The sequence below is a fragment of the Arthrobacter glycogeni genome (genome assembly GCF_054510815.1).
Genome location: NZ_JBTNDV010000002.1, coordinates 168,702 through 183,828 on the forward strand (window position 1 = coordinate 168,702; position 15,127 = coordinate 183,828).

Sequence of the window (15,127 nt, forward strand, 5' to 3'; positions counted from 1 at the left end):
CCGCCGTCGAGCGAAGATGTCTTTAACGCGCTGGACCGTTCGCTGAGGGCAAAGCAACCAGGCCGTTACCGATGGGTGCCGTGGGTTCCCTCAGGAAGTACGCTGGAGAGGCTCAGCGGCGCGTGGTCGGGCGGAACACCCAGCATCGCCACGCACCACCAGCACCTGCGCAGTGTCTGACCAAGAGAAGGTTTCCAGTTGACCCAGTCCACCCCCGCCGACCTTTCGACGCCGCCCACCAAGACGAAACGGGATCCCCGCTTCACTGTGATGGTGGTGTCTGGTTTCCTGGCACTCCTGCTGGGCGCCGCCGCGGTTCTGCTGCCCGCTCCCTACGTGGTGGAGTCGCCAGGGCCCACCTTCAACACGATTGGCGAGATCGATTCCCAGCCCCTCATCGAGGTGCAGGGGCGGCAGACCTTCCCCACGTCCGGCAACCTCGACCTGACCACCGTGTACGTCACGGGTGGGCCGGGGACCCAACTCGGCATTTTTGAGGTGTTCAAGGCGTGGCTCAATCCAACCGAATCGGTGGTGCCACGCGAGCTGCGGTATCCTCCCGACGTCACCCAGGAAGATATCCAGGAGCAGAACGCCGTGGCCATGACCTCTTCGCAGGAGTCGGCGATTGCTGCGGCACTGGCACACCTGGACATTGACTTCGAGGAGGAACTTTCGGTCGCAGGGCTGGTCGACGACGCTGCCGCGGCGGGAATCCTCGAAGAGGGCGACGTCATCAGCTCGGTGGACGGGACCGAGGTCACCAACATTGGCGTCCTCAGGAATTCCTTGAACGCAGCAAACGGGGAGCCGGTCGATCTCGGGCTGGTGCGCGACGGCGGTGAGGTCACCGAAGCGGTGACGCCCAAGGAATCGCCGGGCGGGGACTTCCAGCTCGGGGTGGGACTGGTAGCGAACTTCACCTTCCCCTTCGACATCACCATCGCCCTGGACAACGTGGGCGGGCCGTCGGCCGGGTCCATGTTTGCTCTGGGGATCGTCGATCTGCTGACCGATGGCGAACTCACCGGCGGCAAACATTTTGCCGGGACAGGCACCATCGACTCGGCAGGCCAGGTGGGACCGATTGGCGGGATCAGGCAGAAACTTGCCGGCGCCCGGGAGTCGGGAGCCGAAGTGTTTCTCGCCCCGGCAGCCAATTGCGGCGAAGTGCTCGGACACGTCCCGGACGGCCTCCAGGTGGTCCGGGTGGAAACTCTCGACGACGCGGTGAACGCTGTCCGTACGATCGGCGCGGGCGACGACGCCGCTGCCGCCCTGCCGACCTGTGAAGCCGGCTAGGCCAGTCAGGATACGCCCACCCCAACGCACCTCGGCGTCGAGTTTGGACACAGTTTGATGTCGATCTGGCCTCCGGGGGCTTGGACCGGAACGAAATTGGGCTGCCCAGACGTGTTCAGGGCAGAATGGAAAGGCATGGAACTGCCGTGTCGTGCCGCCGATTCGGGCGGTGCGATCGCGGTTTCCGTGATCCAACGGATCCAACGATGAGGTAAATGTGACTTCCGGACCAGACCGGCCGTTCGGCAGCAGGCCGAGCCAAACCAATTCCACCAGCACCAAAAGACGTAGCCCGCTGATCCCGACGTTAGTTGTGCTGGCCGTCCTGGTCATCGCTTTCGTGTACGTCTCGCAGGTCTACGCGGACGTCCTCTGGTACAACCAGCTCGGATTCCTCGAAGTGTTCGTCACCGAGAACATTTCCCGCGTCGTCCTCTTCGCTGCAGCATTCCTCATCATGGGACTCAGCGTGTACTTCAGTTTGCGGCTCGCCTACCGTTCCCGCCCGATCTATGCCCCGGACAACGCAGTCCAGGACAACCTGAACCGCTATCAGGCCCAGCTTGAGCCGATCAGGCGCCTGCTGATGCTCGGCATCCCCGTGGTCCTCGCAGCCTTCGCCGGGACCGCTGCCGCCTCCCAGTGGCAGCCTGTGCTGTTGTTCTTCAACCAGGAACCGTTCGGCGAGACGGACCCCGAATTCGGCCTGGACATCGCCTTCTACGTCTTCACCCTGCCGTTCCTGACCTTCCTGATCGGTTTCCTGATCAGCGTGGTCATCATCAGCACCATTGCCGGCGTCCTGACCCACTACCTCTACGGCGGCATCCGCCTCGAGGAAAAGGGACTCTTCACGTCCAAGGCAGCCCGCATCCACATCGCGGTCCTCGCGGCGTTGTTCCTGCTCCTCCAGGGCGTGAACTACTGGTTGGATCGGTACGCCACGCTGACCGGCACCGGCGGGCGCTGGGATGGGGCCCTGTACACGGACGTCAACGCGGTCATCCCCACCAAGGCGATTCTCGCCGCAGCAGCGATCATCGTCGCTGTCCTGTTCATCGTCTCAGCGGTGATCGGGCGCTGGCGGCTCCCCATCATCGGCACCGCGATGCTGATCATCACGGCAATCCTCGCCGGCGGCGTGTACCCTTGGGTGATCCAGCGTTTCCAGGTGGTGCCCTCCGAGTTCAGCAGGGAAGAGCCGTTCATTGAACGGAACATCGATCAGACCCGTGCGGCCTACGGGCTGGACGAGGTTGAGGTGAACCCCTATAACCCGGAGGACATTCCCGCGCCGGGCGCCCTCAATGAGGACGGCGAAACCACGGCGAACATTAGGTTGCTCGACCCGAACCTGGTCAGCGACGCCTTCAGTCAGCTCCAGCAGTTCCGTCAGTATTACCAGTTCCCCGAAACCCTTAACGTCGACCGGTACGAGATCGACGGCGAGATCGAGGACACGGTGATCGCTGTCCGTGAGCTGAACACCGCCGGTGTGCCGGAAGGCTGGATCAATGAGCACGTCCTGTACACCCACGGCTACGGCATCGTTGCCGCCGCCGGTTCGTCCACCGAACCAGATGGTCGTCCGTCGTTCATCCAGTCGGGGATCCCGTCAACGGGCGCCCTCGGCGACGAGAGTACCTACGAACCCCGGATCTACTTCGGCGAATCATCTCCGCTGTACTCGGTGGTGGGAGCCCCCGAGGATTCGAACCCCATTGAGATCGACCGACCGCAGAGCGAAGAGTCCGATCAGCAGTCGCGCAGCACCTTCCAGGGCAGCGGTGGCCCCGACGTCGGGAACATCTTCAACCGGTTGGTCTATGCGCTGAAGTTCCAGTCGACCGACCTGCTGTTGTCGGACCAGGTCAACAGTGACTCCCAGATCTTCTATGACCGGGATCCGGTGGAACGGGTGGAGAAGGTTGCCCCGTACCTGACCCTGGACGGCAACAGTTACCCGGCGATTGTCGACGGGCGGGTCAAATGGATTATCGACGGGTACACGACCACCGCCGACTACCCCTATTCGACGCAGCAGGAACTGGCGTCCGCGACCCAGGATTCCCTGACTGCCGAGGGACTCGCCACTCCGCTTCCCGCGGAGCAGGTCAACTACATACGTAACGCGGTGAAGGCAACCGTCGACGCGTACGACGGCTCGGTGGACCTGTACGCCTGGGATGAGGAAGACCCGATTCTCAAGGCGTGGCAGAACATCTACCCGACGTCGCTGCAGCCGTTCAGTGAGATGTCGGCCGATCTGATGTCGCACGTCCGCTACCCGGAGGATCTCTTCAAGGTGCAGCGCGAACTGCTTGCCCGGTATCACGTCACCGAGACTGAGCCGTTCTACAGCAACAATGAGGCCTGGAGCGTCCCGAACGACCCCACGCTTGACGGCGACATCAGCGTGCCGCAGCCCCCGTACTACCTTTCGCTTCAGATGCCTGAGCAGGACGGAGCAAGCTTCTCGCTGACCACCCCCTTCATCCCGTTCGTTCCCGCGGGGCAGGAGGCCCGGAACGTGCTGTACGGTTTCCTTGCTGCCGACGGCGACGCCGGCACCGGCGAGGCCGGCGTCAAAGCCGACACCTATGGCACCTTGAGGCTCCTTGACTCGTCCGGTCAGGACTCGGCGGTCGGTCCAGGACAGGCAGCCAACCTCTTCAACTCGGACACCACCGTGTCGCAGGAACTCAACCTCCTGCGCCAGGGCGCCTCCGAGGTGATCAGCGGTAACCTGCTGACGCTGCCGATTGGTGGCGGTGTGGCCTACGTGCAACCCGTGTACGTGCAGTCCTCCGGCGACTCCTCCTTCCCGGTCCTCCGGCGGGTGCTGGTGAGCTTTGGCGAGGAGGTTGGTTTCGCGCCGACCCTCGCTGAGGCGCTCGACCAGGTCTTTGGCGGGGACTCCGGAGCTGTCACCGGTGACAGCGACAACGTCGGTGAGACACCAGAGGATCCTGCTGCACCGCCCGTTGAGGGCGAACCGGCCGAGGGCGAGCCCACTGAGGCTCCCACCGCGGCACCCACCGAGCCAGCAACCGGTGGCACCGATGATCCGGCAGCGGATCTCCGGGCCGCCCTTGAGGACGCCAACACCGCCATCGTTGACGGCCAGGAGGCCCTCGCTGACGGCGACTTCGCGGCCTATGGTGAGGCTCAGGACCGCCTGAGTGACGCACTGGCGCGGGCCCTGGACGCCGAGGAACGGCAGTCAGGGGCCGCACCAGCCGGAGAATAGGGCAGCATTTAGCCGCCCGATTCCCGTCGATTTGCACTATCCACCCCGGGGCCGTAACGTTGAGTTTACGCCGCGGGGTGGAGCAGTTCGGTAGCTCGCTGGGCTCATAACCCAGAGGTCACAGGTTCAAATCCTGTCCCCGCAACGAAAAAAGATCCCGACCAGTTACTCACTGGTCGGGATCTTTTTTGTGTCGGCACCAGCACCCTTCCCGGCTGTGTCCTACGTGCCGCGCAGGTCCTGGTAGGCGGAGAGCGCACGTTCACGGGTTTCTGCGAGGTCGACCACGGGGGAGGGGTAGCCCGCCGGGGAGTCGGCGTCCTTCCACGGTTCATGGATGTTGCCGGCGTCTCTGAGTTCGGGAACAAAGCGTTTGAGGTAGGCCCCTTCCTTGTCGAACTTCTTGCTTTGCGTCACGGGGTTGAAAATCCTGAAGTAGGGGGACGCATCGGCACCCGATCCGGCGACCCATTGCCAGTTGGCTGGATTGCTGGCTGAGTCGGCATCCACCAGGGTGTCCCAGAACCACTGTTCCCCGACGCGCCAGTCCACCATCAGGTTCTTGATGAGGAATGATGCGGTCGCCATCCGCACCCGATTGTGCATCCAGCCGGTGTCCCAGAGTTGGCGCATCCCCGCATCGACGAGGGGATAGCCGGTGCGGCCGCGCTGCCAGGCGCCCAGTTCACCCGGTGTCGGTGTCTGCCAGGTGAATCCGTCAAAGTCCCGCCGGTAGTTCTGGGTGGCCAGATCGGGGTTGTGGTAGAGCAGTTGCCAACAGAATTCCCGCCAGCCGATCTCCGAGCCAAAGACCTGAACGTCGTGGGCAATTGATCCGGGGGTCGCCGACTTCGATGCGTGCCAGACCTGAAAGGGGCTGATTTCACCGAACCGCAGATGGGGTGACAGCCGACTGGTGCCCTCGACCCCCGGTAGGTCACGGTTTCCGGCGTACCCGGCCACCGATCCGTCGAGGAATTCGTCGAGCCGGTCCCCGCCGCCGGCTTCGCCGGGCGTCCACTGGTCCTGAAGCCCACCGGACCAGTCGGGTGCTGTCGGCAAAAGCCCCCAGGAGCCAAGGTCCTCCGACGGTAGGGTGGGGCCCGTCAGGCGATCAGGAGCAGCCAGCGGGGTTCGGGGCTCCGGCTGGTCCCGGCAGGCCCGCCAGAAGGGCGTAAACACCTTGTAGGGACCACCGGCGCCGGTGGTGACCTGCCAGGGTTCGAATAGCAGGTTCGCTTGATAGCTGGTCGCCTCAACGCCATTGTCGGCACACCATGATTTGACCGAGGCGTCGATGGTCCGCTCGGGGCGGGCGTACCGGCGGTTCCATACCACCCGCTCCGCTCCGGTTTCTGCAACGAGCCCGCGGATGACGTCTTCGCCGGGGCCTGATCGCAGCACGAGCTGCCCGCCGAGCTCTTCGATGGCGTTGGATAAGGCAGTGAGCGAATGGTGGAGCCACCACCGGGTGGCGCCACCGAGCGGGCGGATTCCGTCGCTTTCTTCGTCGAACACGAAGCAGATGATGAGGTCCTGGGTATCGGCGTCGAGTGCTGCAGCCAACGCCGGGTTGTCGCTGAGCCGAAGGTCGTCGCGGAGCCATACAAGTGTGGGTGCCATGAAGGCCAATCTACACAAAACCGGCGCCACCCGATGAGGGTGACGCCGGCGTGAGGGCCTGTGAACCGGGTTGTTACTGGCCCGGCTGGTACTCGTCGGTGTCGCTTCCCTGCCCGATGGCCGAGGGGGCCCGCCCGCTGGAGCCGCCGGACTTCAGGGCCGCCAGGCGCGCCTCGACCTCGGTCTGCTCACCGAGATCCTCGAGGCTTTCAAACTGTGAGTCGAGGCTGGAATTGGCAAGTTCGGCCTGACCCAGCACCCGTGCTTCCTCTCGGCGGATCTTTTCCTCGAACCGCCCGACCTCGCTGGTGGGGTCCATGAAGTCGATGCTCTTTACAGCATCGTGGACCTGCTGCTGGGCCTGCGCGGTACGGGACCGGGCAATGAGCTCGTCACGCTTGCTGGTGAGCTCGTTCAGCTTGCCCTTCATCTGGTTCAGACCGGTCTTCAGCTTCTCAACGATCTCTTCCTGCGAGCCGATCGTCGGTTCTGCGCCGCGGGCTTCGTTCTCGGAGGTCATCTGGCGCTGGATTGCAACCTTTGCCAGGTTGTCGAACTTCTCGGCGTCAACCGTGTCCCCCGCATTGCGGTACTCGTCCGCTTTCTTCGACGCGGAGAGAGCCTTGTTGCCCCAGTTACGGGCGTTGTCTTGATCTTCCTTGTAATCCTCCTGCAGCATCCGCAGGTTGCCGATGGTCTGGGCGACTGCACTTTCAGCCTCAGCGATGCTGTTGGTGTAGTCGCGGACCATCTGGTCCAGCATCTTCTGCGGGTCCTCCGCCTGATCCAGCAGAGAGTTGATGTTGGCCTTGGCCAGTTGGGTGATACGTCCGAAAATTGACTGTTTTACCATGGGTTTGCCTTTCGATTCGCCGATGTTCTGGGTCTGCCCTCACCTGCGGGTGAGGAAATTACTGGTGGTGTCGCGGATCAGAAGTCGCCGCCGCCGCCGCCGAAGTCGCCGAAACCGCCACCCCCGCCACCGAAGCCGCCGAAGCCGCCGCCACCGAACATGTCGCCGCCTCCTCCGCCTCCGTCGCCTCCACCGCCGCCGAAGAGCCCGCCACCGCCCCCACCGTTGAGGATGCCGCCGAGGAGGATGCCGCCGAGGAGTGCGCCACCCATCCCGCCGCCCTGGTTGCCTCGGCCGCCAAACATGCCGCCACCGCCAAAGCCGCCCATGCCGCCACCGAAGCCGTCAACATCCTGCTGGGCGATCTGTGCTGCCTGCTCAGCGAGGGCAGTAGCCTGCTGGGCGTGGGACAACGCTGCCACCGGGTCGTCCGACTGGATCTGCACCGCGTACTCGAGGTTGCGCTCTGCTTCGGCGAGCCGGGTACGGGCCTCACTGCCGACACCGCCGCGACGCGCCCGGATGTAGTCGGACGTGCCGGAAATCCTCGACTGGGCGGCCATGATGGCGTGCTGCAGAGCCTCGCGGGCGCGCTGCGTCTGCTCAGACTGGTTCCTGACACCGCCGAGGGCGGCATCGAGCTGGGCGTGCGCTGCTTCGGTGCGCTGCAGCAGGGCGACGGGGTCAACCCTCCCACTCGCCGATTCGGTCCTGACGGTGGTGAGCGCCGCGTCCGCCGCCGCCACCGGACCGGCCAGGTCCTGATGCTGGCCCGTGCCGAGCATGGCCTGCGCCTGGGCAAGGTCCTGGGTGGTATCAGCTACCGAACGGTCCAGCTCTTTCTTGGCTGCATCCAACTCGGTGGCCCGTTTGCTGATTGCCTCAAGCAGCACCGTCGTCTGGTGAACGCTCTCCTCCGCCGCGCGGACCGCGATCACCGCCGACCCGGTATCCCCGGCGCTGAGGTGCTGTTGAGCCGACTTGGCGGCGCTGTCAACGAATGTGAGCCGCTCGTTGGCTTGCTCGACATTGTCCTGCACCTGGGAGGTAGCCGAATCGGCGTAGTTCTGCTGCAGCTGACGCAAGGTCTGCTCCGCGTCGGCCACCCGGGTTTTGACCCCGTCGGCTGAGGCCTGAGCGGCCGCGAGAGCGGCAGGGGCGTTACGCTCCAGCTCGCGGAGAGCATCAAAATCAGTCTTATGCTCCTGCAGGGACCCGTTGACCGATTCGCACCGGCGGATGATGTCACCGAGCCAGGTGCGCTGCTGTTCCTCGGTGTCGGGGATGTGGTCGTCGAGCTGCTGTTGTAGCTTGAAGGATTCGCTCATGTGCTGTTTCGCTGCCGCGATGTCGTCAACGAAGGGTTGGACGGCCGCGTCGCCATACTGAGCCTGGGCGAACCCTACTTCCTGTTCGCTGGACTTGATGGCGTCGTCGGCGGCGATCAGCAGGCTGCCGGCTTTCTTGCGCAGCTCCTCCACGCTGAGGGCTGCTAGCGGGTCGAGTACTTCGCCGTCCGGTCCGCGGCCCGGACCGAAGTCCTTGGACTCGGCTGGGCCGCTGGTGAGCGACTTCTTTCCGCGGGATCGCAGGAAGAAGAATCCACCGATGCCGGCCAGTGCCACCAGGGCGCCCACCAGGATGACGGCCCCGAAGCCGCTACCGCCGCTGGCGGACCCATTTTCGCTGCCGTTCCCGGAGCCAGCCGACTCGCCGGCCAGGATGTCGGTGACGGCGCCAGCGGCGGCAACACCCGCGCCCGCCCAGTCGTCTACCTCCAGTTCGGGAATGATGTCGGAATTGTAGGCCTGGGGCAATGCGTCACGAACAGGGCTGGAGCCGACCGCTCCAAAGGTTCCGTTCCTGGTTTCGACGGCGACAGCTAGCAGGACGTCAGCCTCGCCAAGGTCGCTCGATCTGGCAGTCGCCGCCGCCCAGTCGTCGGGATCGGTCGGGTTCGTGAACGTGTCGACGAAGATCACGCGGAGCCGATAACCCTCGGCATCCTGCAGCTGGGCGATCGCGTCCTCGACCTCGGCCAGGCCGGCCGCGTCAAGGACACCCGCGTCGTCGATCACATTCTCCGCGCCGAAATCAACTGGGGGCGCGGCGTACGCTCCAGGAAGTGTGGTCAAGGGCAGCAGCAGTGCGGCGCTGACGCCTACTGCCGCTGTAAGGCGCCTGGTGCTCGATCGCATTCAATACCCTTCAGAAGTTTCCCCGAAATTCCCGTTGACGTGCGGTAACGGCTGGCAGCCAATGCCGCCAACGCGTTCACACGCCCATTTTGAAGTCTAGGGCGCGGTAGTGGGGCAGTCCACCTACCCGTATCTGCCCCTAGCGAAATGCCTGGCAGCGGGCAGCTGATTTTTGCTGGAAACGACGCACCCGAGGAGAATGATGGAGCAGAGCCTCGCATCCGGTTGGCTCACAGTATTCATTCAGCGAACATCCGTCAAAGGTCCAGAATGGTTTGGCATAGTTCGATGCATCGAGACGAAAGGCTTTCCGATGACTGAAGACAACACGAACGGGTTCGAGCGGAACATCCCACCCCATCCCCAGACGCCGCCATCCCATGGTTGGCAGGATTCCTCACGTCCGGACGATGGGCGCAACGGCTCGGCAGCTTACGACGACGGTTCGTACTCCAGCGGCGGATTCTACGGATCGGCGCTCCCCCCGGCGGCTCTCCCTCCGAAGCGGGACAAGAAACGCGTGGGTACGGCGACCCTGGTCAGCGGAATGCTGGTCGCTGGTCTGCTGGGCGGCACCGTGGTGGCTGGGGTCGACCGTTTACTGGGAGATCAAGGCGGCGTGCCGGCGTCGACGAACCAGCCTCAGTCGGTGGTGGTCAATGACACAGAGACGGTCAACGAGGTCACCGGCGCAGCGGTGAAGGCTTCTCCCAGTGTCGTCACCATCGCCGTGAGTGGCGCCGGCTCCGGCGGTTCGGGGTCCGGCATTGTTCTCGATAAGGAAGGGCACATCCTCACGAACACCCACGTTGTTACCCTTGGTGGCCAGGTGAGCGACGCCGCAGTGGAAATCCGTACCAGTGACGGCAGGGTGTTCCCCGCCGAGATTGTTGGCACCGACCCGCTGTCGGATCTCGCAGTGATCAAGGTCGACGGGCCCGACCTGCAGCCAGCCACGCTCGCCGACTCCGATGCGCTGAACGTCGGCGACGTGGCCATCGCCATCGGTGCGCCGCTGGGCCTCAGCGGCACAGTGACCGACGGCATCATCTCCACCCTGAACCGGACGATTAGCGTTGCGTCGTCGGCAGTCCCCGAGGAACTCTCCGATGCCCCGGCCGAAGAAGAGGGTGACGGCTTCAACTTCCTTCCCCCGGAGGGCACCGAAACACCGCCGACCCAGCCGCAGGGCTCCATCTACCTGAACGTGATCCAGACCGACGCCGCCATTAACCAAGGCAACTCGGGTGGTGCGCTGGTCGACGCCGACGGCAGCATCATTGGCGTCAACGTTGCGATCGCCTCGGCGGGATCAGCCGAAAGCACAGGCAACATTGGTGTTGGCTTCTCCATCCCGATCAACTACGCGCAGCGGGTTGCCCAGGAAATTATCGCCGATGGCAGCGCCTCGCATGGATTCCTGGGTGTATCGGTCTCGCCGTCCGCCTCCGAAAACACCGATGGTGAAACCTCCTTCTCCGTTGGCGCCGAGGTGGCCGAGGTGACTGAAGGGTCGCCGGCCGCGATTGCCGGGCTTCAGCAGGGCGACATCATCACCAGCGTCGCAGGCCAGCCGATCAGCGACCCGCGCGGCCTGACTGCTGCTGTGCGGATGCAGGCCGAGGGAGAAACCGTCCCGGTCGAATTCCAGCGCGATGGCGAGCCTCAGACGGTTGACGTGACAGTGGAGCAGGCCGAGGGCTAACCGGCGATACCAGCGAAGCCGAGCAGGGCGGTCATCCCGAGGGGAGGCCGCCCTGCTCCGTATCGGGCCGCCGCCGTCGGGCCGCCGCCGATATGGTTAGCTAGGGCTAGGGCAGATCCGAAGACGAGGAAGGCAGTAATGGACGACGCATCGCACGCAGGCCTGGACATAGTGGTCCTGGTGAAGCATGTGCCAGACGCGCAGTTTGACCGGCACATCAGTGGTCAGGACCGGACCACCGACCGAAAGGAGAGCATTCTCTCCGAATTGGACGAGTATGCTCTCGAGGCAGCACTGCAACTGGTTGAAGCGCACGGCGGCGATGCCGCGGGACACCGGATCACCGCAGTGACGATGGGCCCGTCCGGCGCGGTCAGCGCGGTCAAGAAAGCCCTCCAGATCGGGGCGCATGCGGGCGTGCACCTCTGCGACGATGCCCTCGCGGGATCCGATGCCGCGGGAACTTCCCGGGCGCTCGCCGCCGTCGTCGCCCATCTCGGCACAGTCGACCTGGTCATCACCGGGATGGCATCCACCGATGGTGAAACCTCCCTGGTGCCCGCTCAGCTGGCGGAACGCCTCGACCTGCCCCAGGTCACGTTCGCCTCATCGCTCGACCTGCAGCGGGCGGCGGGCACCTGGTCACTGACCGCACGTCGGGACGGGGACGTTTACTCGGAAACCGTTGAGGCCGCCCTGCCAGCCGTGGTGTCGGTTACTGATCAGATCAACGAGCCGCGGTACCCCAATTTCAAGGGAATCATGGCCGCAAAGAAGAAGCCCCTGACCACCCTGTCCCTCCAGGACGTGGGAGTGGACCCGGGCGACGTGGGGTTGGCTGGCGCCTGGACGTCCGTTCACGCCGCAGACCCGCGTCCTCCCCGCAGCCAGGGAACCATCATCAGCGACGACGGCGACGCCGGAATCCGGCTGGTTGATTTCCTGGCAGCGCAGAAGCTGCTCTAGGCAAGCACCCTCATGTCGTACTCGACTACCGCGAAGGGGCCAGCGTAATGGCTACAGTTCTTGTTTTGATTGATCACCCGGGTGAAGCCCTGCATAAGAGTCACCGGGAACTGCTGACGATCGCCAAAACCATTGGCGAGGCTGTTGTGGCGTTTGTTGGTGACCTGCCGGACGCCGTGGCACAAGAGTTGGGCGCCCGGGGAGTCCGCACCGTCTATCGGCCCACGGCCCCTGACATCGGGGAGTTTCTGGTGGCCGGCAAGGTCGCTTTCCTTACCGCAGCGGTGCAGGCTGCGGAGCCGGTCGCCGTGTTGCTGGGGAACAGCGTCGAAGCCAAGGAGATCGCCGCCCGCGTCGGTATCCGGCTCTCGTCGGGGGTCATCACCGACGCCGTCTCCGTGGGTGAGGATCTGACTGTGACGAAATCGGTGTTGGCCGGGTCCTACGCGATCGAAGCGAAGGTGACCACCGGGACCCCGCTCATCACGGTGAAGGCAAACATCGTTGAGGTCCCACCGGCGGGGGAGGGCGACGTCCCCGCCGTCGTCATGGTGGAATCCGTGACACCCGCCCACACGGCGCGGATCACTGGGCGGACGGCAAAGCCGGCCAGTGGACGGCCCGAGCTTACCGAGGCGAGAGTGATCGTGGCCGGCGGGCGGGGGGTCGACGGCGATTTCGGACCGGTCGAGGACCTGGCCGATGCGCTGGGCGGTGCTGTCGGAGCCTCCCGTGCGGCGACCGACGCAGGGTGGATTGAACACTCGGCGCAGGTGGGTCAGACCGGGAAGACCGTCTCGCCGCAGCTCTACATCTCGGCGGGAATCTCGGGAGCAATCCAGCAGAAGGCTGGCATGCAGACCGCCAAGGTCATTATTGCCATCAATAAGGACGCCGACTCGCCGGTGTTCGAGATCGCCGATTTCGGGATCGTGGGTGATCTGTTCAAGGTGCTGCCCCAGGCGACGGCCGAGATCATCAAGCGAAGGTCATAACCGACGTGCCGATCAGCTTTGGCCCGGACAACCACCGGATCACCCGTGTCCTGTGTTTCGCGGCCCACCCTGACGACATTGACTTCGGTGCCGCCGGTACGGTGGCGCAATGGACGGCGGCAGGAGTCCGGGTGGACTACTGCATTATGACCGACGGCGACGCGGGCGGGTTCGACGCCGTGCAACGCGACACGATGGTGGAGCTGCGCCGAAGTGAGCAGCGGAGTGCCGCCCGGCACGTGGGGGTAGGGGACGTCCACTATCTCGGTGAGCGTGACGGGTTCCTTGCCGTATCCGCTGACCTGGTCAAGCGGGTGGTGGAGGTGATTCGGCGGGCCCGCCCCGACGTGGTGATGTCCTTGCATCCCGAACGCAACTGGGACAGGATCCAGAAGAGCCATCCGGACCACCTCGCCTGCGGCGAGGCGGTAACCCGCGCTGTGTATCCTGCGGCGGAAAACCCTTTCGCTTTCCCCGAGCTGGAGGCGGCCGGGCTGGCCAGTCACAAAGTGGCGTGGCTTTGGCTCTACGCCGGTCCCACCCACCTCGAGAACCACTTCGTGGACATGACAGACACTGTCGACGACAAGCTCCGCGCCCTGCATTTCCACAGCAGTCAACATCCTGACGTTGACCGGATGGATGAGGTGGTGCGTCAGTTGTTGCAGGAGAACGCTGCACGGGGCGGGCTCCCGGCGGGACGCAGCGCTGAGGTTTTCCAGGTGGTACCGGTCAATTCCGACCAGACCATCGCCGGGTTCTAAGCCAGGCCGCCATCAGGCTTCGAAGGGGATCTCGGCAACAAGCGGAAGGGTAGGCCGTTCGGATCCGCCATCTGGCTCAACGGTGATGGCGAACCCCATCGCCGAGCCGAGACCCTCAACCGTGGTGACCAGGGAGTCCTCGACGTCGTCGCCAGTCATGGTATTGACGGATACCGGGCTGGAACCGTCGGTGGGAACCCGCCACATTTGGTAGACCTTCCCTGCTGGTGGAGCTGGCACCTCATTGAGTGTGATCACTGCGGCGTCCTCGTCCCGCGACAGTTTCAGCTCGGCGGTGCCGCCTGCGGGGATGGTGAAGGTGGTCGACTGAAGGTCCTGTGCCCGCAATACTTCCTGCTCCACAGAGGTGGGCTGAAGGTTCTGTGCCACACTCACACCGCCCACGGTGATCACCACCGCGGCCGCAGCCGCGACCAGCCAGCGCCCCACGGGCGTGGTCCGGCGCCGTTTGTCGCGTCGTTCGGCCAGTTCATTCGTGGCAGCGGGTTCACTGCTGTTGACGTGTGCGGCGGCGTGGGTACCCGGAGCTAGCAGTTCAACCGGTAACTGGGCCAGAATACGATCGAGGAGGGCTGGAGGCGGCGCGATGCCATCGATCACGTAGGCGCGTGCCAGAGTCTCCTGGGCGCCGCGGACTCGTTCGTCAAAGGCTTCCTGCTGTGCCGGGCTGGCACTGGAGATGTAGTTCTCGATCGAGGTCTGCTCCGTGTCGCTCAACGCATTCAGGGCGTACATTTCGGCCCACTCAATTGCCCGGCCATCAGCCAGATCCTGCTCAAAATCATTGGCTGAGTCATTAAACGTGTGGTCCTGCATCTAGTTCACCCCCAAACAGGTTTTGAGTCGGAGTAATCCATCGCGGATCCTCGATTTGATGGTTGGTATTGCGACGTCGAGCTTCTCGGCAACCTCGCGGTATGTCAGGCCGCCGTAGTAGGCGAGCTTCACCGATTCCTGCTGGGTTTCGGTGAGCGTGTCAAGGCACTTGACGACCGTCTCCGCCTCGAGTCGCTGGGTGACCGTGTCGACGACGTCGTCGTGATCGATGTCCTGCATGGCGGCACCGTAGCGCGCCTCACGGTCTGTCGAGCTCTGCTCCGACCGGACCTTGTCGACGGCCCGCCGGTGGGTCAGCGTCATCAGCCAGGCCATCGGCGACCCCATGTCGGGGCGGAAGCGGTCGGCGAGGTTCCACACCTGAAGGTAAACCTCCTGGGTGGTGTCCTCGCTGAGTTCGGGATCGATCAGGACCCGCCGCGCCAGTCCGTACACCCGTCGGGACGTCTGTGCGTAAAACGCGGCAAACGCTTCCTGATCTTTTGCGGCTACTCGGAGCAGGAGATCAGTCAGTGTTGCAGCGGCATCGGGTTCAACGGCGAATCCTCTCGCTGCTGAACCGGCTGGGGTAGCTCTGCTGGCTCGTGGCGTTTCCATATACTCCAAGCATAAA

The 15,127-nt window shown here is 64.3% G+C and carries 11 protein-coding genes and 1 tRNA gene; 7 read left to right on the forward strand and 5 right to left on the reverse strand.

Features of this window, described 5'->3' with window-relative positions:
• Nucleotides 1–198 precede the first annotated feature (198 nt).
• The 3 genes from ACX80G_RS02995 to ACX80G_RS03005 all read left to right on the forward strand — a co-directional run bounded on the left by ACX80G_RS02995 (nt 199) and on the right by ACX80G_RS03005 (nt 4,697).
• On the forward strand, nt 199–1,302 hold the full coding sequence (locus ACX80G_RS02995; RefSeq protein WP_459305499.1) for a YlbL family protein: 1,104 nt from the start codon (nt 199–201) through the stop codon (nt 1,300–1,302).
• A gap of 217 nt (nt 1,303–1,519) precedes the next feature.
• Nucleotides 1,520–4,552 carry a UPF0182 family membrane protein gene (locus ACX80G_RS03000; protein WP_459305500.1) on the forward strand — a complete coding sequence of 1,011 codons (3,033 nt, stop codon included), beginning with the start codon at nt 1,520–1,522 and terminating at the stop codon, nt 4,550–4,552.
• A 71-nt stretch (nt 4,553–4,623) separates the two neighbouring features.
• Nucleotides 4,624–4,697, forward strand: a tRNA-Met gene (locus ACX80G_RS03005).
• A gap of 77 nt (nt 4,698–4,774) precedes the next feature.
• On the opposite strand, the gene ACX80G_RS03010 is transcribed toward ACX80G_RS03005, so the two are convergent.
• From ACX80G_RS03010 to ACX80G_RS03020, 3 genes are all read right to left on the reverse strand, one after another.
• Nucleotides 4,775–6,175 carry a cryptochrome/photolyase family protein gene (locus ACX80G_RS03010; protein WP_459305501.1) on the reverse strand — a complete coding sequence of 467 codons (1,401 nt, stop codon included), beginning with the start codon at nt 6,173–6,175 and terminating at the stop codon, nt 4,775–4,777.
• Nucleotides 6,176–6,248: 73 nt separating this feature from the next.
• Nucleotides 6,249–7,028, reverse strand: coding sequence for a PspA/IM30 family protein (locus ACX80G_RS03015; protein WP_459305502.1), 780 nt, complete (start codon nt 7,026–7,028; stop codon nt 6,249–6,251).
• 77 nt (nt 7,029–7,105) lie between these two features.
• Nucleotides 7,106–9,226 carry a TPM domain-containing protein gene (locus ACX80G_RS03020; RefSeq protein WP_459305503.1) on the reverse strand — a complete coding sequence of 707 codons (2,121 nt, stop codon included), beginning with the start codon at nt 9,224–9,226 and terminating at the stop codon, nt 7,106–7,108.
• Nucleotides 9,227–9,539: 313 nt separating this feature from the next.
• On the opposite strand from ACX80G_RS03020, the gene ACX80G_RS03025 reads away from it, so the two are divergent.
• From ACX80G_RS03025 to ACX80G_RS03040, 4 genes are all read left to right on the forward strand, one after another.
• Nucleotides 9,540–10,931, forward strand: coding sequence for a S1C family serine protease (locus ACX80G_RS03025; protein WP_459305504.1), 1,392 nt, complete (start codon nt 9,540–9,542; stop codon nt 10,929–10,931).
• A 138-nt stretch (nt 10,932–11,069) separates the two neighbouring features.
• Nucleotides 11,070–11,897 (forward strand): electron transfer flavoprotein subunit beta/FixA family protein, encoded by an 828-nt coding sequence (locus ACX80G_RS03030; RefSeq protein ID WP_459305505.1) that lies wholly within the window; start codon nt 11,070–11,072, stop codon nt 11,895–11,897.
• Nucleotides 11,898–11,944: 47 nt separating this feature from the next.
• Entirely contained in the window at nt 11,945–12,892 is a 948-nt protein-coding gene (locus ACX80G_RS03035) for an electron transfer flavoprotein subunit alpha/FixB family protein (protein WP_459305506.1), read from the forward strand.
• A 5-nt stretch (nt 12,893–12,897) separates the two neighbouring features.
• A complete protein-coding gene (locus ACX80G_RS03040; RefSeq protein WP_459305507.1) occupies nt 12,898–13,656 on the forward strand; it encodes a PIG-L deacetylase family protein in 759 nt (252 codons plus the stop codon).
• 12 nt (nt 13,657–13,668) lie between these two features.
• Here ACX80G_RS03040 and ACX80G_RS03045 read toward each other — a convergent pair whose 3' ends face one another.
• Together ACX80G_RS03045 and ACX80G_RS03050 are read right to left on the reverse strand one after the other, a co-directional pair.
• Nucleotides 13,669–14,493 (reverse strand): anti-sigma factor, encoded by an 825-nt coding sequence (locus ACX80G_RS03045; protein ID WP_459305508.1) that lies wholly within the window; start codon nt 14,491–14,493, stop codon nt 13,669–13,671.
• Nucleotides 14,494–15,111 (reverse strand): ECF RNA polymerase sigma factor SigK, encoded by a 618-nt coding sequence (locus tag ACX80G_RS03050; RefSeq protein WP_459305510.1) that lies wholly within the window; start codon nt 15,109–15,111, stop codon nt 14,494–14,496.
• Nucleotides 15,112–15,127 lie beyond the last annotated feature (16 nt).